Origin of the sequence: Thalassospira alkalitolerans (assembly GCF_002115745.1) — a bacterium.
In the GTDB taxonomy this organism is placed as follows: Bacteria; Pseudomonadota; Alphaproteobacteria; order Rhodospirillales; family Thalassospiraceae; genus Thalassospira; species Thalassospira alkalitolerans.
In genome coordinates, this window is sequence record NZ_JFKB01000029.1 from 1 (window position 1) to 24,025 (window position 24,025).

The 24,025-nt window shown below is 49.5% G+C and carries 17 protein-coding genes, 1 tRNA gene and 1 pseudogene; 7 read left to right on the top strand and 12 right to left on the bottom strand.

Annotation, left to right across the window (positions count from 1 at the left end):
- The 4 genes from TALK_RS21105 to TALK_RS21120 all read left to right on the top strand — a co-directional run.
- On the top strand, window positions 1–5,162 hold a 5,162-nt coding region (locus tag TALK_RS21105), incomplete at its 5' end, for a beta strand repeat-containing protein (protein WP_139833902.1).
- Window positions 5,163–5,188: 26 nt separating this feature from the next.
- On the top strand, window positions 5,189–6,268 hold the full coding sequence (locus TALK_RS21110) for a response regulator (RefSeq protein ID WP_139833903.1): 1,080 nt from the start codon (window positions 5,189–5,191) through the stop codon (window positions 6,266–6,268).
- Window positions 6,265–6,597 (top strand): Hpt domain-containing protein, encoded by a 333-nt coding sequence (locus TALK_RS21115; RefSeq protein WP_085621150.1) that lies wholly within the window; start codon window positions 6,265–6,267, stop codon window positions 6,595–6,597. Before TALK_RS21110 ends, TALK_RS21115 begins: the two co-directional genes overlap by 4 nt.
- Before the next feature lie 447 nt (window positions 6,598–7,044).
- A complete protein-coding gene (locus tag TALK_RS21120) occupies window positions 7,045–7,791 on the top strand; it encodes an Abi family protein (RefSeq protein ID WP_139833904.1) in 747 nt (248 codons plus the stop codon).
- Here TALK_RS21120 and TALK_RS21125 read toward each other — a convergent pair.
- From TALK_RS21125 to TALK_RS21135, 3 genes are read right to left on the bottom strand one after another with little or no spacing between them, the layout of a single operon-like run.
- The gene (locus TALK_RS21125; RefSeq protein WP_085621152.1) at window positions 7,788–8,990 is read right to left on the bottom strand and encodes a patatin-like phospholipase family protein; all 1,203 of its coding nucleotides are present in this window, start codon (window positions 8,988–8,990) and stop codon (window positions 7,788–7,790) included. The two genes, TALK_RS21120 and TALK_RS21125, sit on opposite strands and share 4 nt — an antisense overlap.
- Window positions 8,991–9,007: 17 nt before the next feature.
- The gene (locus tag TALK_RS21130; RefSeq protein ID WP_085621153.1) at window positions 9,008–11,284 is read right to left on the bottom strand and encodes an anti-phage 6A-MBL system cap2_3 protein; all 2,277 of its coding nucleotides are present in this window, start codon (window positions 11,282–11,284) and stop codon (window positions 9,008–9,010) included.
- Window positions 11,284–12,414: an anti-phage 6A-MBL system MBL-fold protein gene (locus tag TALK_RS21135; RefSeq protein ID WP_085621154.1), complete on the bottom strand. Its 1,131-nt coding sequence runs from the start codon at window positions 12,412–12,414 to the stop codon at window positions 11,284–11,286. The genes TALK_RS21130 and TALK_RS21135 overlap by 1 nt, the downstream gene beginning before the upstream one ends.
- Before the next feature lie 269 nt (window positions 12,415–12,683).
- Between TALK_RS21135 and TALK_RS21140 the strand changes: the two genes are divergently transcribed.
- Window positions 12,684–13,583, top strand: coding sequence for a BrxR family helix-turn-helix transcriptional regulator (locus TALK_RS21140; protein WP_085621163.1), 900 nt, complete (start codon window positions 12,684–12,686; stop codon window positions 13,581–13,583).
- Window positions 13,584–13,748: 165 nt separating this feature from the next.
- Here the strand turns inward: TALK_RS21140 and TALK_RS21145 are convergent.
- Window positions 13,749–14,697 (bottom strand): IS630 family transposase gene (locus TALK_RS21145; RefSeq protein ID WP_139833905.1). Its coding sequence is split into 2 segments (ribosomal slippage): window positions 13,749–14,360 and window positions 14,362–14,697, totalling 948 coding nucleotides; the frame shifts between segments, so codons are not numbered across the junction.
- 186 nt (window positions 14,698–14,883) lie between these two features.
- Between TALK_RS21145 and TALK_RS21150 the strand changes: the two genes are divergently transcribed.
- Together TALK_RS21150 and TALK_RS21155 are read left to right on the top strand one after the other, a co-directional pair.
- Complete coding sequence (locus tag TALK_RS21150; protein WP_085621155.1) at window positions 14,884–15,549, top strand: pentapeptide repeat-containing protein; 666 nt, start codon at window positions 14,884–14,886, stop codon at window positions 15,547–15,549.
- Between the two features lie 84 nt (window positions 15,550–15,633).
- A complete protein-coding gene (locus TALK_RS21155) occupies window positions 15,634–16,176 on the top strand; it encodes a hypothetical protein (RefSeq protein ID WP_085621156.1) in 543 nt (180 codons plus the stop codon).
- A 49-nt stretch (window positions 16,177–16,225) separates the two neighbouring features.
- Here TALK_RS21155 and TALK_RS21160 read toward each other — a convergent pair whose 3' ends face one another.
- From TALK_RS21160 to TALK_RS21190, 8 genes and pseudogenes are all read right to left on the bottom strand, one after another.
- A complete protein-coding gene (locus TALK_RS21160) occupies window positions 16,226–17,110 on the bottom strand; it encodes a hypothetical protein (RefSeq protein WP_085621157.1) in 885 nt (294 codons plus the stop codon).
- Window positions 17,111–17,735: 625 nt separating this feature from the next.
- Window positions 17,736–18,104, bottom strand: a complete 369-nt coding sequence (locus tag TALK_RS21165; RefSeq protein WP_169715089.1) for a helix-turn-helix domain-containing protein — start codon at window positions 18,102–18,104, stop codon at window positions 17,736–17,738.
- A gap of 203 nt (window positions 18,105–18,307) precedes the next feature.
- Window positions 18,308–18,385: transfer RNA gene (locus TALK_RS21170), tRNA-Ile, on the bottom strand.
- Window positions 18,386–18,567: 182 nt separating this feature from the next.
- Complete coding sequence (locus TALK_RS21175) at window positions 18,568–19,629, bottom strand: helix-turn-helix domain-containing protein (RefSeq protein ID WP_245830071.1); 1,062 nt, start codon at window positions 19,627–19,629, stop codon at window positions 18,568–18,570.
- 135 nt (window positions 19,630–19,764) lie between these two features.
- Window positions 19,765–20,166 (bottom strand): annotated as a pseudogene (locus TALK_RS22450) (TniQ family protein); the annotation flags it as partial.
- Window positions 20,153–21,112, bottom strand: a complete 960-nt coding sequence (locus tag TALK_RS21180; protein ID WP_085621160.1) for an ATP-binding protein — start codon at window positions 21,110–21,112, stop codon at window positions 20,153–20,155. The pseudogene TALK_RS22450 and the gene TALK_RS21180, both read right to left, overlap by 14 nt.
- Window positions 21,112–23,157, bottom strand: coding sequence for a Mu transposase C-terminal domain-containing protein (locus tag TALK_RS21185; protein ID WP_085621161.1), 2,046 nt, complete (start codon window positions 23,155–23,157; stop codon window positions 21,112–21,114). Before TALK_RS21185 ends, TALK_RS21180 begins: the two co-directional genes overlap by 1 nt.
- Entirely contained in the window at window positions 23,154–23,792 is a 639-nt protein-coding gene (locus TALK_RS21190) for a TnsA endonuclease N-terminal domain-containing protein (RefSeq protein WP_085621162.1), read from the bottom strand. The genes TALK_RS21185 and TALK_RS21190 overlap by 4 nt, the downstream gene beginning before the upstream one ends.
- Window positions 23,793–24,025 lie beyond the last annotated feature (233 nt).

Genomic DNA, 24,025 nt, shown 5'->3' on the forward strand with positions numbered 1-24,025 from the left:
GCGCCATTGCTCTCGACATTGATGCAGGTCTTACCGATGCCGGTGAAGTTCTGTCTGTGACTGTTTCGACCATTCCCGAGGGCGCAACCCTTTCGGCAGGTACCGTCAACCCGGACGGCACCGTCACTCTGACCTCAGACGAGCTCAATGGTCTGACCATCACACCGCCAGCTGACTTCAGCGGATCGTTTGATCTTGGTGTCACGGCAACCTCCACCGATGGCACCGACACAGCATCTGTATCTGACACCGTCTCTGTATCGGTCGAAGGCGAAGCTGACGCCCCAACCCTTGATGTGGCTGACGCTACCGGCACCGAAGACGGTGCGATTGCACTCGACATCGACGCAGGCCTCACCGACAGCGGCGAAGTTCTGTCGGTCACCGTTTCGAACATTCCCGAGGGCGCAACTCTCTCGGCAGGTACCGTCAATCCAGATGGCAGCGTCACCCTGACCGCCGACGAGCTCGATGGTTTGACCATCACGCCACCAGCTGACTTCAGCGGATCATTTGATCTCGGTCTGACCGCCACCTCTACCGATGGCGCCGACACAACTGCGGTCAGCGACACCGTTTCGCTTCAGGTCAATCCAATTGCAGACGCCCCGACCTTGAGCATTTCGATTGGAGAAGGCACCGCAACAGGGACAGACAGTAGCACTGGTCAAAATGATTTTGTCGATGATGGTGGTTTTAACCATCAAGGTACGGATGGAAACGAGACCTATGTCATCGACCGTGACCTGAACATAAATGAAAACTTTGATCTGCGTGGCGGGGATGATGACGTTGTCCTGAATGGAGACACCAACCAGGGCAATAACATCCGCTTGGGCGATGGCAATGACAGCCTGACGATCAACGGTGACATCGGTCAGTCTTCCGCACTTGATGGTGGTTCTGGTGACGATGTTCTATATCTAGGAAAGCCATCCACATCCTATTCATTGCAGAATTTCACGGCCAACCAAGGCGTCATCAATACCCAGATCATTGATCTTGATACCGGACAAATGTTGACTGTAAACCAAATCGAAGCAATTTCGTTTGGTGATGGCGTTGTCGTTGGGAATACTGATCTAGTGCAGTCTTCGGAAACCGGTAGCATAGCTTATCCGGTTACCATCGATGCAGCACTTACGGATGCCGATGGTTCTGAAACTCTCAGCATCAATGTCACCGGATTGCCTGAAAATGCGACCTTGTCGGCGGGTACCCTAAACCCAGATAGCAGCTGGACGCTTGAGCCAGCCGAACTGGACGGTTTGACCCTGACCACACCATCTGATTTCCGGGGCAGTATTGACCTTACTGTTACCGCCACCTCAACAGATGGAACAGACACCCAATCAGTATCCACAACGCAAAGCATCACCGTTGAAGATCAAGCTGATGCACCTAATCTCGTCGTTGCTGCTTCATCCGGCACCGAAGATAGCGCCATTGCCCTCGATATTGACGCTGCTCTGACAGACAGCGGTGAAGTTCTGTCGGTCACGGTCTCCAACATTCCGGAAGGCGCAACCCTCTCGGCAGGTACGGTCAATCCGGACGGTACAGTTACCCTGGCCGCCGCTGAGCTCGACGGCCTGACGATTACCCCGCCAGCAAATTACAGTGGATCGTTTGATCTTGAAATAACGGCAACTTCGACGGATGGAAGCGATACGGCAACAACTAGTGATACACTGAATGTATCCGTCACAGGCACTGCCGATGCCCCCACCCTAGATGTTACCGATGCAACTGGCACTGAAGACACTGCCATTGCTCTCGACATTGATGCAGGCCTCACCGATGCCGGTGAAGTTCTGTCAGTTACTATCACCAACATTCCGGAAGGCGCAAGCCTGTCGGCAGGCACCATCAACCCGGACGGCACCGTGACCCTGACCGCCGACGAACTCAATGGCCTGACCATTACACCGCCCGTAGATTTCAGCGGATCGTTCGATCTTGGCGTCACGGCAACCTCAACCGATGGTACCGACTCAGCATCCATCACCCAAAGCCTGACCGTGGAGATTGAAAGCGATAGTGCTCCCGACGCGGTTGTTTTTGGCACCAACCGGCCAGATGTCATCAATACCGGTTCTGGAAATGATACGATCTATGCCGGGAATGGCCCCGATACAGTTAATGCGGGTGCCGGAGATGACACGATCTTTGGCGGCAATGGTACAGACATTCTGGGAGGGGGAGAAGGCAACGATACCTTGATTGGCGGACACGGCAACGACACGCTTGATGGGGGAGAAGGTACAGATATCCTTTTGGGTGGCCAATCAAACGATCTGTTAACCGGTTCCGGGTCAGATCAATTGTATGGTGAAAACAATAGCGACGAAATTCGTTATACTGTCGATCTGTCTTCCAACCCGATCGGAATTGTTGATGGCGGATCGGGCAATGACACACTCAAACTGTATCTGACAACAGAACAACTGGCAGCAGAAGGCGTACGTGATGCGCTGCAAATGCTAAATCAACACATCGACAGTGGAAACAACAACAGCATCACCCTTGACGCACTTGCATTGAAGGTCGATGGCATCGAAACGCTCGAAATTCATGTCGATGGTATAGTTGTAGATATTGACGATATAAGTACTGCCTCCGCAGAACCGACCCTGGCAACATCGGATGCATCCGGGAACGAAGACACTGCCATTGCGCTGGATATCAATGCAGGTCTTTCTGACAACAGTGATGTCCTCTCTATCACAATTTCAAATATTCCGGGAGGGGCTACTCTATCGGCCGGTATCGTCAATCCAAACGGCACCGTTACCCTGACCACCGATGAACTGGACGACCTGACCATCACACCAGCGGCCGATTATAGTGGATCCTTTGACCTTAAGGTCACTGCGACTTCCACTGAGGGCGATGGTACGGCTTCTGTATCCGAAACCCTCAGCATCAATGTTGCCGGTGTTGCAGACTCCCCAACCCTGAACTTAACCGATACCAGTGGAAATGGTCATGGTCCGATCAATATCGACATTGATGCCGGATTAAGTGATAGCAGTGAGCTTCTGTCCGTGACGATCAGTGACATCCCTGATGGCGCAACATTCAATAATGGTAATGTTAATCTAGATGGCACCTTGACCCTGACTGCCGATCAACTTGATGGGCTGAGCATCACTCCACCCGATGGGTGTGTTGATAATTTCGAGCTGTCGATAACAGCAACAGCCATAGATGGCAGCGATAGCACATCGGTCAATGGCACCTTGAATATCGATATCACCAACACACCGGGCTATATTGCACACGGCACCTGGTGGTCCGACCACATTGAAATGGGTGATGGCGGCGATCTGATTTATGCCTATAGCGGAAATGATACGGTTTTGGCCGGTGGCGGCGACGATACGGTTTACGGTGATAGCGGCCACGATGTCATCGAAGGGCAGTCAGGTGATGACACACTTTATGGTGGGTCTGGTGCGGATACGCTTGATGGCGGTGACGGCACCGATATCCTTGCAGGTGGCAGTTGGAATGACAGCCTAACCGGATCAGGCGCCGACCGCCTTTACGGCGAAAGTGAGAATGACGAACTTAACTATACTGTTGATCTGACCTCCGACGGGGTCGGTGTGGTTGATGGCGGGTGGCATTATGATGTTCTCAAACTGCATCTGACATCCGACCAGCTCAACAGTGATGGCGTTCGTGATGCCCTTCAGGCCCTGAAAAGTCATGTTGATTCTGGCTCGTCTGAAAGCATTACGCTTGATGCGTTGCGCTTGACGATCGACGATATCGAAACTGTTGAAATTTATCTTGATGGTGAGATTGTCGCAATTGATGCATTGCCTGTACCTGCGCCAAGCCTGAATGTCGGACTTCCGGGAATAGTTTTGGAGGATGCATCAACCCCACTAACCATTGATGTTGGCGTCTTGGCACCTGATCAGTTGCTTGAAGTAACCATCGAAGGCCTAACCTCAGAACAAACGCTGAGTGCTGGAGTGCTCAATCCAGATGGCTCATGGACGCTGACCGGGGATGAGCTTGCTGGGTTGACTGTGACGGCGCTGGAACCGGGAAGTAATCTTTTGCAGGTCACCGCGACGGTCAATGATCCGATAAGCGGCACAAGCAACAGCAGCCTCGCTGAAATCAATCTTGAGGTTCTTAATGTTGCAGATGCGCCACTCCTTAATCTTGGGCTGCCGGGTATCGTGCTAGAAAACAGTGCGACGCCTCTGACCATCGATGTTGGCGTGTTGGCATCCGGCGAATTGCTTGAAGTGACAATCGAAGGTCTGACTTCTGAACAGACCCTGAGTGCCGGTGTACTCAATCCTGATGGCTCATGGACCCTGACCGGGGATGAGCTTACCGGGCTGACCATTACAGCATTGGAACCGGGAAGTGGTCTTTTGCAAGTCACTGCCACGGTTAATGATCCAATCACCGGCACAAGCAACAGCAGTCTCGCTGAGATCAATCTTGAGGTCCTTAATGTTGCAGATGCGCCACTCCTGAACCTTGGTCTTCCGGGCCTTGTGGTTGAGGACAGTGCATCGCCGCTCACCATTGATGTTGGTGTGTTGGCGCCCGGCGAGTTGCTTGAAGTAACGGTAGAAGGCCTGACTTCAGGTCAGTCCCTCAGTGCGGGAGAACTCAACCCTGATGGCTCATGGAGCCTGACCGGGGATGATCTTGCCGGGCTCACCATCACGGCACTGGAGCCAGGAAGCGGCACACTGCAAGTCACAGCCACCGTGAGTGACCCGATCACCGGGACAAGCAACAGCAGTCTTGCTGAGATTAACCTTGAGGTCCTTAATGTTGCAGATGCCCCGACCATTGATATTGAGATTCCGTCAATTGCACTCGAAGACAGCCCTACTCCCCTGACAATCACTGTCGGCGATCTGGCTTTGACAGAAGAGCTTTCGGTCACCATTGACGGCGTCGATAACGGTGCCACATTGAACTCAGGGACATTAAACCCAGATGGCAGCTACAGTCTTGAGCTTGCCGACCTTGTCGGCTTGACGATTACACCTGAAACCGCGGATGATCTTCATCTTACGGTAACGGCATCCGTGAACGACAGTTCCACGGCAACAAATGCAGAAGCATCCGCCACAATTGACATTGATGTTGTATCCAACCCGATAGATCCATTGATCTAATCAGGCACGATAGGAGAAAAAGTACTGTGGCACGAACGACAGGCAGCGAGGATATGACACCTTCCCGACCCATACGACTTTTGATCTGTGATGATTCGGTGTTCATGCGCATGGCGATCAGAACCGTCTGCGATGCACATCCTGATATCGAAATCATCGGCGAAGCAGAAGATGGTGAAGACGCAATCCGTGCGGTCAAAGAACTGTCCCCTGACATCGTGACCATGGATATCTCTATGCCGGGGCTGGATGGTGTTGCGGCCACAACTGAAATTGCTCAGACACATGACGTGCCAATCATTATCCTGAGTTCTCTGACAGAACGCCGCAGTGCTCTTGCAGAGCGCCTCATGGAAGTTGGTGCAGTTGATGTCATCTGGAAATCAGCTTCGCTGATGGACATCGATATAGACGGCATTGCCAACACAATCCTTGAAAAAATTCTCTTTTGGGGACGGCATCATGCTCCTGCGACAGATGATAATGATATCCGGGCCAAACCTTCGGAAGACGAGTTGAAAGCACTTCAGAGCCGGATCGACAGCAGCGACTCCTCCCACACTTTTCTCCTGATCAGTATGGGTGCAGGAAGTCAGGACAGCGTCACGGCTTTGTTCGGGCAACTTGGCAACCACTGCCCGCCCATTATCATCCAACCCAATGTTCCGCAGTCCTGTCTGGATGGGTTCATCCGTTATCTTCGTAAAAGAGCATCTGTTCCTGTAATGATTGCCCAAGATGGCCAGAATCTTGAAAATGGGCATATTTACTGTGCTTTCGCATCTGCAGGACTTGCTCTGGAAAGCCTTGAGGAAGGCACCTTTTCATTTTGTATTTCGAAAGGTGTCAGAAGTCCTGATCTTCAATTGTCATGGCTGCATCAAACACTTGTCGCAATCGGTGCGCGTCCTCTTACGATTGTATTATCGGGTGCCTCGGTTGAGACATGCTCGAATATCTTGAACACGTCTCAAAATAACGCAGTAATCGTTGAAACTCCCGCAACGTGTCCTCAAGCACAAGCAGCTGCCCATATTTCTCATAAATTTTCCCACAGCATCGAGTGCCCTGCTGGAACAATTGGCGCGTTAATGAGGACACTATGACTCTATTGAACGATGCCCAAAAAGCAGATCTCAAATCCAAACTGAAAAAGCTTCAGGACGACTATGCCAAAAGCATTCCGGAAAAATTGACTGAGATATCGACGAGCTGGGAACAATATGTAAACCGGCAGGATGATGCATCAATTCATCACCTGATAAATTGCACACACAAACTTGCCGGAACAGCCAAAACATATGGCTTTGCGGAAATCGGTACTTTAGCTAGCAACGCTGAAGATGAACTAATTGCTTTGCATGAACAAACACCATCAGACCGAGAGATTTCAGCTTCATCACAAGCAATCGAAAGGTTGGTCAAATATCGTTGAACGCTGAGGTGCTCACAAAAAACTCTCCTAGACCATGCGAGGCATTAACGACGCCATAACCCCGAATTATGACAATTCGACTGAGCACAATTGCGGGTGGGTTTTGTGCTGCAACAGGAGGAGCGATAGATCAGTGACTACGTTTTGCTAGCATTTACCACGTACGAAAACCCACAACTCACGTAAATCTGAATTTGTGACTAATTAAATTACGAAAAAATACGCATTTTTTTGTTGATCAAGATTCCTGATATTTAGTACAAGCTTTCTTGTGAGCTGCGGGAGCGTTTCCCTTGCATTAGCAAGAAAACCCTGCGGTCAAAGGAATAGGAGCGGGTGGCTTTACGGCTGCGCCGCTCTTTCTTTTTTGAAATTGCCTCTACATTAGCTTGCAATAAAGTTGAACTTCTGCTGACCTGTTCCCGTCATTAACACAAGGTCAGCAACGTGAATTTCGAACGCCGAAGCTCAAGATACACGCTTGATCAAAATGGGGCTCCATTTCTGATCTCGGAAAAACCAGACATGCTGGCGTTCTTGTCTAAACCAAGATTTCGCGTCTATCTGAATGAAGCTCGAGGTGATGCAGAGCTAGCGTTTCGTCTTTACCGTTGGAACATCGTGCTTAGTGAGAGTCTTCTGATGCCCTTTCATTTTGTTGAAGTCGGTGTCAGAAACGCGATGTCACAACTACTCTACGACCGCACAGGCGCAAATTGGCCAATGCTAGCCAGAGACAAAAGACACTGGCCGAAAGGACTGAATGGAAATCCAGTCCCAGCACTGCACCCAAAAGTTCAGATGGAAATTGAGAAAACCAGAGAAAAACTGGCTAAGCGAAAACGCAGCCTGGAGCGCGTAACACCGGACTGTGTGATTTCTCAACTGACATTCGGTTTTTGGGTCAAGTTGCTTTCAAGTGACTTCAAGAATTCACTCTGGACCGGGGGCGTACGAAAGCCTGTTTTTCGGCATGCTCCAGAACATGTGGATCGAAAGGAAGCCTATACCGCACTTGATGAGCTACGCGTTATGCGTAACCGTCTGGCACACCATGAGATCATCTTTACCAAAGGCCCTACCAAAGTATATGAGCGGATTGAAGAGGTCTGCGCCTGGCTTAACCCTGATATCGCTCATTTAATCCGCACGACGTCTGATTTTCGAAAGGTCCATGGAGGACGCCCCACTTAATGAACAAACTCGTCCTTCACGCATAGGTGGGGCAAATGCTCATTCACCAACCTATGCGTCAGCTGCTCACCGCGCCTTGAGAGCTTTTCGATCCAGGCATCCGACATGGCGGAAAAGTCTGTTGGATATCCGAACACATCTTCACGTGATACAAATCCTTCCCCGTCAGAAAAATCGGCTCGGTCCTTCATTCCAAGGTAAGGCATTGCGAACGCCTTAAGCTGACCAGAGGAACGAAGATCAAACAGACGCTTGGTTGCAAAGTTTTGGGCACGATCATGAATAGTTGTGAACGCACTGGCCATTCTTGCGAATATGAATTGGTTTGGAGAATCAAACCTTAGCCCATAACCCGCTCGACAACAGATTATGGTATCGACTTTCTGAGCATTGAGGCTGATGCTGGGGTCTCGATCTGGCCAAAGAGGTGCCAAACCCAAGTTATCGTAAACACCACCATCGGTTAGCGTAACACGTTCTTCACGACGCGTGCCATCGGGTTTCTCAAATGCCAGTGTTTCATCTAGTGCAGGCAACAAAAGTGGATAGGCCGCTGACGCAGCTACACCGTGCGCAACTTTGAGGCCGTCGTCACAAACGCGTCCTAGACGCCAGGAACCACTGTCTCTATTTGAAAAATAGAACGCCGAGCCCGTCCGCAAGTCTGCAGCGTTGGCGATAAAAAGCGGTCCGTTTTTCGGCAAGTCACGAAACTTCTTACCACCAAAAATATCATCATCAAGTGCGCGCCGAAGGATCGTCGTGCGACTTGCATAACGTTTCAGAGGTGCGCGAACTTTGCCGAGCGCCTGAAGCCTAAGTCCGGGCAAAACCAATGAAAGTCCCCGTATGACGACCGCAAACATCAACAGAAAGATGTTCACGCTCAGCAAAAACATCGCGCAGATGAATGCGTTCAATCCTTCTAGGCTCGTGAAGGCCTTCTTTACACTTGGCCCCACCAAGCCAGCACTTAGAAAGTCACGCGTCTTCTCTTCAAATTGCTCGAATGACCCTTCATGAGTAGCGTACAGAGCCCCGACGACGCTTCCTCCAGAAACTGTCGATATGACATCGACCTTCTCGAGCACGCCAAGATCATGCAACGCTCGAAGACATCCTAGGTGAAAAGCAATCGCTCTAGATCCTCCTCCAGACAATGCCAATCCGATCGTCTCTGATGCTTCCTTTCTCGACATAACGGCCTATAGCTCCTTCAGTAGGAAAATTGCTCTACTTTGGACGCTTCTTCGTCGACGAAGATAACGCGAATATTTTCCTCTCCGACGATCAGCATCAAACAAGGCAGTCGGTCCATATCAAACAAACTGGCCAACCAATCCAGTTGCTCCATATCAAGCGCACTGGGCGCTGTTCCTACCCCGTCAGGGTGCGAGTGCCACTCACCGACATATCTAATCTGTTTGCCTGATCGCTCGTGAACAGCATTTAGCTCAGCCTCGACACCATCCCGCCCTCGAGTGAAACTTTCTGGAGAACTCTGACTGTCGGAAGGTGCTTGAGAGGCGCCGACAATATGAATTGACTGGTGCAAGATATCGACGAGACCAGTCATATAACCGCCAGTTTCGTTTGGCAGGTGCGCGACACGCTGCTTCAACAAGTAGCTCTTCAGACCTTCGTCAACAGAAATGGTCCAGCCTGATTGTACCCGGAACTGCTCAACTGGTGTAGCATCAGGCATATCCACACGCACAGCACCATTGTCAGACATCGACCAAATATTTATCACCGATACAGGCTCATCAAGAGCTTGGTCCAAGCCACGAGAAATCAGGCCACTCAATACCATAACGTTACTTTCGGGAATTCTGCTGGTGATTGCGCGACACGCACCTGTATATGTGTATTTTCCTGTCGGCGGCGCCATGTGATTTTCTAGTGCCCGGTCACTTGCCACGAAAGCGAGGTATCTCGCTTCCAGATCACGCAAACAGATTGACCGGTCACTTGGCTCGACTAGCAAGACGCCAGCAGTTCCTGCTGGGTTAAAAAATACACTGGCTCTTCTCGCTTTGCTTTGGTGGTCAGATAAAAATCTGGCGGCACTCACCGACGCGGTTGCATCAATGATGATCTCTGCAGAATCCAGACATGCATCAACTTGCGGCCGCAGATCAGAATTCTGGGTTTCGATGTCCGCAACAATCGTTTTTGCGCTAGAGCCCTGCAAGATGCCAAACACTCTTTGCGCCGCAATATTGGATTTATGTTTACCGATATCCTCCCTAAGAGCGGTGTGGCGCGCAAGGTTATGCGGCAACAGAATATCGTCATCTATGATCGAAAATTCGTATCCACCTTGGCGCGCTAGAACGTCAAGCACATGAGACCCAACGGCGCCAGCCCCGACGACAACCACTTTACGCAGCGTGCGTTCAGGCTTCCCTGACATTGTTGCCGCCAGCTCATGATCAAGCTCAAACTGGAGTTCACAAGGAGCAAGGGCGACTTTTTCAAGGGCTGATTTGTCAATTTCCGAACGCACCACTTTTTTGGCATAGCCTACGATGCTTCCATGCATACGATCCGCCTCAAGGGCCAAGCCAAAATGAACAGCAACGTCTCCTGCTTTATACCTGCCAATAAAGGCCCGATGATCGACGATCACCTCTTTCTCGTCTGTCGGCGACTGTATGGGAATTTCGAGCACAACGACAAAATGACTATTAAGTCTGCACCCAGAAGCACGCTCTTGATCGAGCCAATCGCTGAGTTTGACTGCGAGAGCCGTCTCTAGATCTCCTCCCGCTTTCGAAACCATTTCAATTAGCTGGATCAAGTTTCGTGGCGCATGCGTCATCCGCCGCATCTGTTGTTCAGGCAGTCGGTAGCGTACGATACTCAGTGACATACGAGGGAGGCGCTCTGACGAAAGCTCACTCTCGGGGATCAGCCGAAAAACTGGTAAACTTTCGTTGAGCTCGATCCCTACCAAGTCTGTTTCCGACAGAGTATCTAGCAGTTTGCGGTCCGTTATCAACGTTGCCACATTTCCAAACATGATTGGATCGATCGGTTGCATGGCATCATGCAACTCATTATTCGCCGCACGTCGAAACCAACTCAGTATCCGAACAAGGAGTTCTGCCGGCGTCCAGGTCAGGCGCGCGTCAGCCCAATGGCGATCATCGATACAAATCGCCCTAGGCAAGCCTTCCGATGTCACCATGAGATGAGGCGTTTCAGGAAAATCTTCGCGTAGAACCCAAACAATGGGATGAGCATCTTCTTGACGAAAGAAGACGGCCAATCGTTCAACGAGCTTGAATGGGTAATGGCTTTTTTGTGGACGACCGGTTTCAAGGTCTATTACCACATATGTACCATCATCATTCTGTCGCAGTTCAGTCACTTGCACAGCCTGCTCGGCATGCTTTGTGACATAGTTGATGAAAGCGCGTGCTGAACGGCTTTGAACGTCAGATTCAGAAATCTTGGGAGCTTGGTCGAGCCAAGCGTCGAACTCCATCACCCAGCCCTCGGGGTTGAACCCCCAGCGCCAGATGAAAGCAATGAAGCTGCGACGGTCATGGAGATACCGCGCTCTGAAATCGTTAAGCTGAAAGGTCTGGGGTTTGTCGATGAGGGCTGTTCCATCGTGACAATAAACCTGCCATCCTTTTCGCTGCTCACAGCCTTGTGGTAGTTCGCTGCCTGCCGGTGCGGCGGCTGAACATCTTTGTCTTCTCTACTACCGCTTACTGGGATCGGCTTTGATGGCGAAACAATATAGCTGCCTTCTTCACGCTGTGTTTCATACAGCCATTTGGTCTCTGGAACCGGTTCAGTCATTTCTGTCCCGATATCGGGACCGATCGACAAATAAGAGCAGTGATGGGGCAGTTTCAGTAAGTCCCAACGCAAACGATCATCGTTCTTGCGCTCCCGTGTAATGTTGACGATATCTGACAACGTGTCGTGCTTGACGTCTGAGGCAATCAGGAACCGGCTTTCCTGACCATCAATTTTGAAAGTGGCATGCAGAACAACGGAATCTTCGTTGCGCTCAATAACGGTGTTCGCGTCTTGACGCCAACCGAACGGGCTGTGGACGAAAAACTCCACACCTTCTGGACCTTCGCTACTGAAGCCCGGAACCAGCTTGCCTGCATCAACAATCAGGTGTTTTCGCTCTTCATAGTTGATGCCTTCGCGCTTCATCCAAGCCTTAAGACGTTTGGGCAAAGAGAAAACGCGAACACCTGAGCCCTGGCGCAATCGATGCCGTGCTTCTTGTCGGACTAGCCGCGAGTCATCCGTGACACCCTCTTCGAGGATGGCAGCCGCGGGCACCCAAAGCTCATTAATCTTAACCCGATCGCCACCCTGATATTTTACAGCCTGATCCAGCCAGAAGAAATCACCGAACCCTTTGCAATGGTCCGTATCAATGTGCGTGATGCACACCACGTCAAAGAAATTGCGTTTGGCGTCTTCGAGGTCTTTGCGCAACAGGGTGGGGAGATCGCAGCGTTTGTCACCGATTTCACCTGTTCGCATATTCGCATAGTCGATCAAAACTTTGCGATCATCCGACAGATCAATGCGGAGGGTATCGGCGTTGCCGAGTGGAAAAAAAGTAACCTTAGCGTTTTTCATGGTTCCTCACTTCAGCGGCTCATCCGCTGGACAATGTGTTGTCCGCATGTGCGAAGCAGGAACGATCCGCCTGAAGTCAGATCCCGGCTATCCGGTAGAGAAACTCAGGCAAAGGCTACATTAAGCTATCCAATTCGCAGGTCACGGCACGGTTCATCTACTTAAGAGTCGGGGAAATTTTGATTGACCCTGACTCATTCATCAGTAAAGTATCTAGATGGATAAAGAAACTATGTCAATAAAGAAACTATACGCATATGGAGAATCTCATGTCTGACACACCGAGCCGCCGTCCTTGGGGCGTACAGCGCCGTCTGGAGTTCATTGAGTTTCGACTATATTGGGAAGGTCAAATTAATCGCGGCGACATTTCCGATGTCTTTGGTGTTTCGACACCCCAGGCATCAACAGATCTGAGCGCATACAAAGAGCTCGCTTCCGAGAATCTTACATATGATGCGCGCCTTAAAGTCTATCTGGCGACCAAAGAGTTCAAACCGAAGCTGATTGAGCCAGACGCGAATTCTTATTTATCTCAGTTGCATGCCGCTCTTCGCGAAAGCCCATCGGAAACTTGGCTAAGTTATATTCCAGATATCGATTTGATGCCGATTCCCTTTCGAAAGATGAACCCAATTATTCTCCGCAAATTGCTGACGGCCATTAAAGACAAAAGATCATTAGAGATTTTGTACCACTCTATGAACAATCAGCGCCCCGAACCTATCCGGCGCTCAATCAGCCCCCACGCTTTGGCCTCGGACGGTCTTCGCTGGCACATCCGCGCATTTTGCCACATTGACCACAAGTTCAAAGATTTCATCGTTTCCAGATGTCGAGATTGCGAACTGACCGGCGCATCAGTTGCTGAAGCTCAAGATGATTGGCAGTGGCAAGAATTTGTTGATGTCGAGCTCATCCCCAACCCAAAGCTATCACCGGCGCAACAGAAAACAATTGCCTTGGATTACGAGATGGATGGCGGCAAACGGATCATGAACATACGCAAGGCATTGTTCTATTACTTTGAAAAGCGGTTGCGGTTCGATATTTCGAAGGACGTCGATCAACCAAAAGAAAAGCCGGTCATTATCAAAAATCACGACCGAGTATCAAAGGCAGTTCACCGCCAAGCGATCAGCACCCTCCCGAAGGAGGCCTGCGAATGATAAGGTCACGAAAACGCCCAAACTGGCGGCAAATGCGTCAAAAATTTCCCGAAAAACTTTATCTACGCCTTTTCCCATTTTCATTGCTGTTGGTGGCATTCGAATGGACCGCCCGACAGTACTTCTATGCAATTGGGCGGTGCTTTTCGTGTCGCCTAGAGCGTTTCACGTTTTCACAGAAACATATCCGGCATTTCTCAAATATCGCGCGCATTCGTCTGGCGAAAATGTCCCTGTGATATGCCCGACCTGACGCCAAGTATCTTCGAGGTTTCGTTTCTGGGCGGTTCTCATCGAGTGTTTGATCTTTGAGAAGGCCTGTTCGATAGGATTAAGATCAGGGCTATAAGGCGGGAGGAACCATAAGCGGGCACCTGCTGCTTTTATGCTGTCCCGCACCGCGCGGGATTTGTGACTGCCGAGATTGTCCATGATGACGATATCGCCGGGACGCAGAACCCGCGCCAATTGCTGCTCGACATAAGCAAGGAAGCTCGTTCCATTGATAGGGCCATCAAAGATACACGGCGCTGTCAGTTGATCATGGCGCAAGGCAGCAACGAAGGTCATCGTTCGCCAATGTCCATGTGGCGCATAGCCGACAAGCCGCCGTCCCTTCACACCCCAGCCCCGGATCGGAGCCATATTGGTCTTGATCCAGGTTTCATCAATAAACACCAGTCGTTCCGGGTCTATCCGACCTTGCCAGGACTTCCAGCGTTGCCGCTGGCGGGCAACACCTGCGCGGGCCTGTTCAAGAGCGAACAGTGTTTTTTTTGAAGCGCAGCCCCTCATCCCTGAGAAACCGCCACACCGCCTGATGCGAGACAATCACCCCGCGCTCTGCAAGCAAATCCTTCATGCCATGGAGCGTAAGATGAGGTGTTTGTTTGATCTGTTCGTGGATGAACTCAAGGTGCTCAGTAAGAACGCGTTTGCGATAACCGCCCATCTTGCGCGGCGCGACGCTTCCTGTTGAACGGTAACGCTGCTGCCATTTGACCACAGATGAAACCGCAACATCGAAGCGGGCGGCCACTGCTCGGCAGCTCTCTCCGGCTTGAACCGCAGAAACAACACGTTCGCGAAGATCATTCGAATAAGGTCGGGTCATGGATGCTGGCCTCCTCATCCAGCATCCATCTTGAATCACAATTCAGACCTTTTGGGAATCCCTATAGATTCTGACAAATTGTGAAACGCTCTAGTATTTCAAGGTACCGCTGCAACATTAGCATTAATCGGCGCTTTTGGCATATATCACGAGTATAAGTCTTCGCAGGAAGAACGTATCGTCCGGATGTGGCAGACAGCGACATCCCCAGTCCCAGGCAACAGTGGAAAAATACCCGCTTTGGAGTTCTTGAACCAACGCGGGGAGCCACTCGCTGGGCTTGGAATTCCCGGTGCATGGTTGGTTGGAGTTCAGCTTGATTCCGCCAATCTCGTGAATTCCAATTTGCAAGGTGCAGCAGTAATGGAAGCGTCACTTCGTTCTGCAAACTTCTATTCCAGTCGCCTCCAAGGAGCGATGTTCACGTCGGCCAACCTGTCAAATGCCAATTTTTCGAGCGTTGCGCTTGAGAAAACTTCATTTGCAAAGGCACAGATGGCGCACACTAAATTCCGAAAAACCGTTATAGATGCGATATTTGAAGAAGCAGATCTCAGGGGCGCAAATTTCGGTGAAGCGGTTTTTCAAATGACTTGGTTGAGCAAGGCTTGCCTTAAAGAAGCTGATTTCACGAACGCGATTTTTTCCGATGATTTTTTGAACAGTTTTACTGATGCAGATCTCACTGGCGCCGTCTTCACAAACAGCAAGGGACTAACACAGAGCGATCTCAATCGGGCAGGGTGCGCTCATCGCTCCCCCGTTCTGTCTGGCACCGGATTACACTGGCCTGATAACAAAATCTGCAAAGTCGGAGAACTCTCCGCATGCGATAGGTTGAGAAAGATGTAGATCTCCTTCATGCACTAAGATTTGCGCCGCGACCGCAAGAGGCAGCTTAGTAGGAACCTGCTCACCTAGATATGGATCTTCAAAATGCAGTTGAAGCCCACTCAACCCCAATTAATTTACATTGCCATCTTCACCTTGCTCACCATTGCAATAAACATCCCCCAACCTGCATATAGTCAGGAGCAAAAATGGGTCGAAGAAACATTCAATCTACTGGATAGCTTGGCAAGCGAACAACGCATGATTCCTGTCAGCAATGACAGTGCGCTCGACACAGAGATCCCCGGCGGCTCGGTGAAACTAATTGTCACGCGTTCGGTAAAGGTCCGCGGACATGAGTTTCTATCGCCATATACCAGCATCATGTGCGGCTACGACGCCGTCCGACAAGGTACTCACATTCCCGTCACGTGTTATCGCGTTCTAAGCCAAGAAGGTTATGATTATCGAATTTCCGCGACAGTCTATGATCTGAATGGTCGTCAGGGAATTCCGGCCGATCGCCAAAAAAGAAACGGCGCACTTCAGGCTGATCACGCCAAAGAACTGCAGCTGATTATTGAAAACGTCGAAGCCGTCGGGACAATCGGTCACCTCTGGACGCGTGTAACTGATGGTGAAAAGTGAACGGTCGAAACGATTTCCGTAATCTCGGCAAGATAGCCGGCATTCACTTTCACGAGCCGGTATACGGTTTGGTCGCGTTGTTCAGCTCGGCAAGGGCTCTCTGTTCCTCAGCAACCTTGTCTGATGCATAGACCAGAAACTGTTGAATGTCCGGCCAGACATCGCCGATCCCCTGGCCAATGGATCTGATCACAGCAGTGAGACGTGCACGGCTCTCTGGATGGGCCAACACAAAGAATACCCCGACCAACAACAGCAGCTTCATCCAGTCAGGCATGCGTGCCACCATATCACGGAAAAACAGCATGACGTCTCCCAGCACCGAGAGGCTTATGTTGGAAATAACAACACCCCCTACCTTGATCGAAACCGAATAGCTGGCTGAGCGCGCGTAGGCGCGGATCGTCATCACGAGTTCTCGGTCAAGCCTGGTACCCCCCAGCGCATCAATATCTCTATCGTAGCTCAAGATACCGAGCGCCGATATGGCGTTCTGTAGCTGCACATAAGGGGCATCCTTGGGGTCTAAGCACGATGAGTTGACCTCTTCTGGTTGATTAAATCGTGCGTCAAATATGATGATCGCCTTATAGCTCTCCCAACTGGAAAACAGGGTTTCCTGCGGTATTTTGAATTTTTCCGATATCTGCGGGATGGTGCTAGACAGCATCTCCGTTTCAAGCCAGCTCGGTGCGTAAAGCCTTACGACACCTGATTTGACGACCTCTTCAAGGGTGGTTTGTTTGAGGTGAGGTTTTCGGTATTTATACAACAAATCTCTAATGGCGATGTTCGCATCAAGCACGATGTCGAACCTCGGGAGCTGCCCGGTCGCTTGCTCAAGAGCCGGATGTAACTCAATAAGCTGCCGCAAAGAATTCAGAATGGCTGAATCGAGATAATTCGCACTTTGATCTCCCTGCAAGTCAGGCATTCCGACGCTCCTTTGTAATCTGATGGTTCACAGAGCCTCCGGGAACACCAGACATCTGTCATGTGTAAAACGCCAAAAAGTTTAACAGCAAGTATCGATATTTTCTTTGAATTTTCTGATGCTTGAGCCTGCTCGCGATAAATTCATTTTCTGATATTACCACCATCACATCTAAATCATAGGTTGCGTGTTGTGTTGTCCTGGGCATATCGCCCGTTTTGCTTCCATGGAGGGAATTCGATGCACAACCAAACTGATCTGGAGACACTTCTCAAGCAGGCACTTAAACAGGCCATGAGAGATCGCAGATACTTCTATGTTTCGTGCTATCTCAAACCGGCCCTTGAAACACTCCAAGAGCAAAAAGAAGCGAAAAAGGCGTCCTGATATCAGGTTGTGACATCGAGCAAACACGGACTGCCCGGCACGTTGCCGGGCAGTTTCTTGGGAGGGCAATATCGCCAAACACTAACACATCAATTTTGATGTATTAACTGGCATTTTCGACGTTAACGTATCAATAGTGATACATTAAATCAGGGGCCTAATAGCAGTCATTATCGAGTACGCACCTGTTTGGCAGATGCCAAAACACCCGCGGCACTCGGACGCGGGTTGCTGGTATTTAGTCATCATCGAATATAGGCGCGGTATCATCGAAGCCTTCCCAGACAGGCGGCTCACTCTTGCCCCGAACACGCTGCCGATCTGCAATTGGCCGAGCACGACGTGGCGCTAACGGACTGTCACGTGGCTCCGGAATATAGGCGGCCATTGCCTCGACTAGGTTCATCGCTTTGAGAACGCGCAGGAATGTATCGAGTGTAGCACCCTTGCCATTGAGCAATCGGCTGAGGGTTGGAACAGATATGCCGGCTTCATCGGCGAGTTCCTGCTGGGTAAGTTCAAGATGAATTCGGTATCGATTCAGTCGTTGTGCAATATCCTGATGGATCTGATGGGTGGAAGCGATCTGATAGTCGAGTTTAGACATGATCCGGATTCCTATCCCATTTTGCATTCAGTATTCGCGCAGTGAATAACAACACACTACTGAAATCCCTCATGCACAAGTTCATAGTTCAGCTCAGAAAACCTGCGGAGAACTAATCACAGCATCATAACAAATCAGTTTTGGAGACCCTACGAGCTTGATCTGATCAACCGATACCACTGGGCCAAGATGATTGAGAGAAATGGTGGGCCCGGCGAGACTTGAACTCGCAACCAGACCGTTATGAGCGGTCGGCTCTAACCAAATTGAGCTACAGGCCCTGCATAGGGTTTCGAATTGACAACTGAACCTCTGATGCAGCTCGGCAAACTAACGAATAAACACTGAAAGTCAATCAAGAACAGCGAGGTGTAACGGAAGGCCAAGATCAAGCTGCTTGCAAGTAACTATTTGGACTTTCGGGCGACGCGAACATCGAGTTTGGGTATCAATATTTTCCAGCTCAGCCTAACTGTTCCGGGCACGTTGAAGGTGACAATTCGGTTACATAAATTTGCCCATACCAAGACCGCAATTCATCAGCATCTACGCCCCACCTCAAAAACCCCATAGAACTGTTGTCAAAGCGATACAAGCGAAGTTCTTTGTTTCTGATTCCGTCCAAAATTCGCGAATAGGACAAGCCTTGCTTATTGTATCTACTAATTGCCGATTTCAGTGAGATAGCGTCCGAGGCTTGATGAGTCTTCTTTTTCGAGACAAGGTTCTCGAATTGTGTAACTAACTCAGTAATTGAGCGCATATCGAAGTACCAATCTCTACAGCGATCTTTTCTTGGTGAATGCACCTCTTGAATGCAACCTGCTTCAACGAGGCCGTAGAGGGTTCCAATCGAGATACCCAACATTCTCGCGACCTCTCTCCGACCAATTAAGTGTTTTTTCAAACCTCGATATTTATCAACGCTCTCCCTTGTCACGCAGAACATTTCCCCATAACTCGTCGCCCCGTAACCTCCTTCCAAGTACCCTGCCCAGACCAAACGATGAAGTTCATTCCTTCCTACTCCAAGCCTTCTGCAAGCTACAACCCGAGGAAGGAACCACCGGTCCTCTTTACCCTTGAGCAAAGTAGGATTCCCCCGTTTCGTAACTATTGTAGTTTTCAGTGATCTCTCAATGTAAAGCTGCAGGCCCTCCCATAAGAAGGGAACTTGGTCCGCATGCTGCTGCAATCCCGAATAGAATTTTCCAAGATACCCACTTAGAGAAAAGGCTCTTTGACCTTTCCCTCTTTGCCGACAAAGTTCATCGACAAACTTGAAGAAGCCGTTGGGCCACCCCACCAGCGCATTCGCCACCCTCTCAACAGAGGCATCAAATTCCTCAAAGCTCACTCTATTCGCCACTTTGCCAGACAGATCTATCTGATTATCACCAATGGCAATCATTAGAGAAATTGCACCCAGAGCTTGATTCGGCCCACCATTTCCTAAGGCAGCTGAAAAACAGTAGGGTGACAGGTCAAATTCGGTGCCTTGGAACTTATTAGATAGCAACTTCATCAGCCCCAATCGAGCCTCGGAAGCGGAACTCGGTAACGGCCCGACCACCTTGCTACAATTACATGGCGAAACTTTTGCCCTATTAAAACGCACACTAATTCCACATTTTGGACACTGGTCTATTAGCCTCGCTCCATGATGCGGGCAATGCGTGACAAATTTTAGATCAGCAAGAGTTGAAACGTATCCGAACTCATCCACACACTGGAAACATATCTTCGACGTCGGCCACCTGATGAGAAACCGTGAGATAGTCTCGTCGGAACGTAAGGTACTATGCGAATGGTTTCCTTCTGTTACGAGATAGCTTGCCAAGCTTCGGAGCTCGCTGACTGGTTGTCCGACAATTTTTGCGAGTTCCCCTAGCTTCGCAACCCAATCGTTGGGCCTCATTCCAGACAATTGAAGTCCTGCCAAATGAGCTACCCAAGACATTTCGTCGTAATGATTTAGCTCCGTAATGCGGATCAAGTAACCAATAAGGCTCTCGTTAGGGTAAGGTTTTGAACGAATTACAAGACGGTCAGAAAACTCCATTATTCGCTTCCTCAACCTGACGAGTTTTCCCTTTCCTTGTTTTCTTTTTTTGAACTTCCGGACGCACTGCACCGAGACCAACCTCGAAAGTAACGCCGCCCAAGTCATCCAACGCCCCTTCAATATGCTCCCATCGTAATGTGTCTGCCTCATCAAGCAGAGCTGTTTTCACAGCATATTGAACAACTTTTGTCATATAGCCGACCAAACCGCCGCATCTGCTAACAACCCTCCCCACATAGTCGAGATCTAGTAAAGCCGATGCTTTCTGGTTAGGGAGCGGAAGACCTTGATTAAGCATATAGAAGAACATAGCCGCTTCTTTCGTCCCGTCAGCTGTATCCGTATTGAAAGGTGCAAGCTGAACTCGCTCCTTTCTCCGAGTTTCTAGCTGCGCATTTAATGAAAATATATTGTCAACTTCCGGCAACCCCACGAACAGAAACGGCCTCCGCAAAACTTCGACTTGGGTTTTCAACCAATCTGCGGCATCAAAACTTCGAGCGGATTGACCTCGGTTGGTCAGATGTTGAAACTCATCAAAAATAAACATCTCCACATCGTTATAATTCGCGTATTCCGCGATTCTGCGTTCCATTGATTCTTTAGTTCCCTTACCGCACAACGGGTCCCCGAGTGCCCGCAACATGCCTGCAGCAAGATCCTTCACAGAACTGCTTTCCCTAACAACTATTGAGACGACGGCGTGGCGCTCATATTTAGCATTCGCATCTCGACAATAGTCATCAACAACTGAAGACTTTCCGGCACCTGTTTCGCCGACCAATGTCATAATTCCAGGCACATAGGCAAACTTTCCAGCAAGATGAAAATTAGCCACCTTTGCATAGGTATTTTGGAACTGAGTATGGGTGATGCGTTGATTACAAAATGCGCCATAATCCGCCGCTTGCTGGTCCGTCAGGTATCTACTTGAAGTCTCCATCACTCAGCACCTCGCTTCGGAGCTACGACCGAAGACGTCCAACCATTTTTTTTGAGTTCTTCTTCTATTTCTTCAAATGTAATTCGAGGGAAGTCTCGTGTTAGTTCGTCTTGGTGGCTCGGTTCAAGGGAAGGGGGCACCGTATGAAGATTACCGACTTTATCTTCTTCAGTTAGAAGCCTATTTGCATTTCTACGGCGTTTTTTCTGCCGACTACCTGCTACTTGTTGCGCAACCTCGTAAAGCTCTTGTCTGGCCTCATAAAGCTTCTCTTCTGAGAACGTATCGGAACCCGTCCCCAAATAACTTTTGACCTTCTTGTGCCTCCAGAGAGAAAGCCCGTTCGCATAATCCTGGTACGTACAGTTTGCAGGTAAGAAAACCTTGTTTTGAGCGTCTTCGACATAAATTGTCATAAGATTTTCTGGGTCATACTTCACCAACACTTTGGGGTTGGCTTTCACCCGGATGTTACCCTTAACAAGACGGCGATAGAGATCTTGTAACGCTTGCGACTGGAAAGCTAAATCGAACAGTCTTATGCCAAGTCTTGAAAGAGTTCGACTGGTAACGCTAGATGTAAGAACGCTCAGGTCTTCCCGTCTTTCCAACAATCTCACCGGGCGTTTTTTGGTGCCACGGAGCCATTTATCAATGGGACTACAGCGAATACCTTTGTGAAAACCTCGCGAATATTCATCTACGATAAATTTTGTAATCAGGTAATGAACATCCTGAATAGTTAGCTTAGCTTCTTTCTCAGATTTGTAGTCAGCTCGGGCGACTGGATTTGACATTGTTGTCCCCGGTAACGAGTGGATTAGCCGACTGTTGAGCGTGCCAAAAAACCTCTCAACGACACCTTTGTAATAAGGTTTTCTTGCTGGGTTATACTCAATTGAGACGCCAAGTTGAGTAGCTGCGTCTAAAAGATCCTGAGAGTGAAACTCTAAACCGTTATCAACAATCAGCGTTTCTATCATTCCAAAGCACGGCCATTCTGATTCAAACCCTGCCCAGTCCGAATAATCTGATTGCGCTAGAAACTCTTGGACAACTTCTTCTAGAAATTTTTCTTTGGGAACTAACGCTTGCCTTAAACACCGCATTATTGAGCGATACGAAGGGGACTCTGGGCTGAGGTCGAAACCCACGACCATCCGACTATACAAATCAATCGCTACAGTAAGCCATAAACGCCCTAAAATTTCGCCGTTTGGGTAAACCACAATCAAATCAATGATGTGGTGGTCACATTGTACCTTTTGCAACGGATAGGCCGCTGTTGGACCAGCATATACAGGTTTAAACTTCTGGTCTGCTATCTGTGCTCCCTTTTGGGCCAACATAACATCATACGGGTCTATACTGCCCAAATATCGATACACACTTCGTTCACTCGGCGCTTTAACCTTCAGACTTCTCGGGAGCGCCATATTAGCTTTGGCAACAGATTGCCGAACAATCCGATAAACCTCTCGCGCTGTGACTTTATTCTTTGTGAGGTAGTATTTCTCTGTGACTTCCAAAAGTATGGCAGAAACCCTTGAACACATTTTCTCTCCGGTAGCGCCTTTGAAGGCGTGACGCGGAACCAAGGAGCGGATGTCCTGACCACTAGCCACCCAACATTGGTACCATCTCTTCAGCGTCCTGACAGATGGTAGTGTTTCTTGTGCAGCCGTTTCACTGAAGTACCTTTCTGCGTCAATAGCTGCTTGATTCAGGCTGGATGAATATAGGCAATCCATCTTCTTAACGAATTTCAGGCGACGGCGGGCTTCACTCTTATCTTTCTCATCAAATGCATCAAACGAAGTCTGCCTAGGTTTCCCCGTAGGCGCGTTGGCCGAAAAATTCGCATTATCTAATCTGGCCTTTCCGTCATAGATTGCGTTAGCGAGATCCTTTGACGATGCCAGATATGGCTCCCCAGTCTCCAGGTTAGATAAGTGCACTTCATCATTAGAAGTTAGAGCTACAACTTTATACAGCGTGCCATTTACAAACAGCTGTGTATTTTCTGGTAAATGGAAGCGGGTCATAACTCAAACTCCTCAAAGTTGAGTTCCGCGAGGCTGTTCAAGGAAATCGGAAGATCAAAATCAATAATCAGCATACCTTCCGCAACGTATGGAAGAGCTGAGGTCAAATCTCCCGAACATCCAATTGCATCACAAACTTCCCCGAGAGAGATGTCGCGGCGTTGACTGAACAAACGGCACAAGACATCCAATTTGCTCTGAACCGCCCCGACCAACCTATAACTGTGGAGCATTTCGATGTTAGATTTGAGAGGTTCTCTCCGAACATGACGTTCGGTCCATACTTCAAATTCGTACCCGCGGTCATAAGCCCATTTCTTGACCCTAGAAAACTTCAGTCTATTTTCCTGCTTATGCAACTCATCAAGAGGCTTAACCTCAATGACCTTCAGCCCTTCAGTCATTTTAACTAAGATATCGGGGTAATACTTCCGCTGCCCACTAACATCGTCAGTGATTGCTATACATGGCTGAGCGAAGAACCTGTCCACATTGGGCAATAGATCTAATAGCTTGTAGCAATCTCGCTCCAGCTGAGATTCCCACGGAATAAGTTTCCTAGCTTTAGAACTGTAGTAATAGCCTACAACTCGCCCTTTGCTTCGGGTTACCACCCGCCGCACTGGATGTTCCATTTTTTCTTCTCCTTTGGAAATGCGCACAGTTAACCAGCGGCGTGCAAAGCACACCGGTATTGCTCTGAAGCGGCTACCGTGCTAAAGGAGAGTTGCTACACTACTTCGCTTAAGCGACGTGACTAACCGTTTCAGGCAACTGAGGCGGTTTTTTGCGTTCCGGGCTCCTATAGAGTTTCAAACGAGGAAAATAATTGCGCCTGCCTAGGTGTTGTTTACATTCATTGACAACA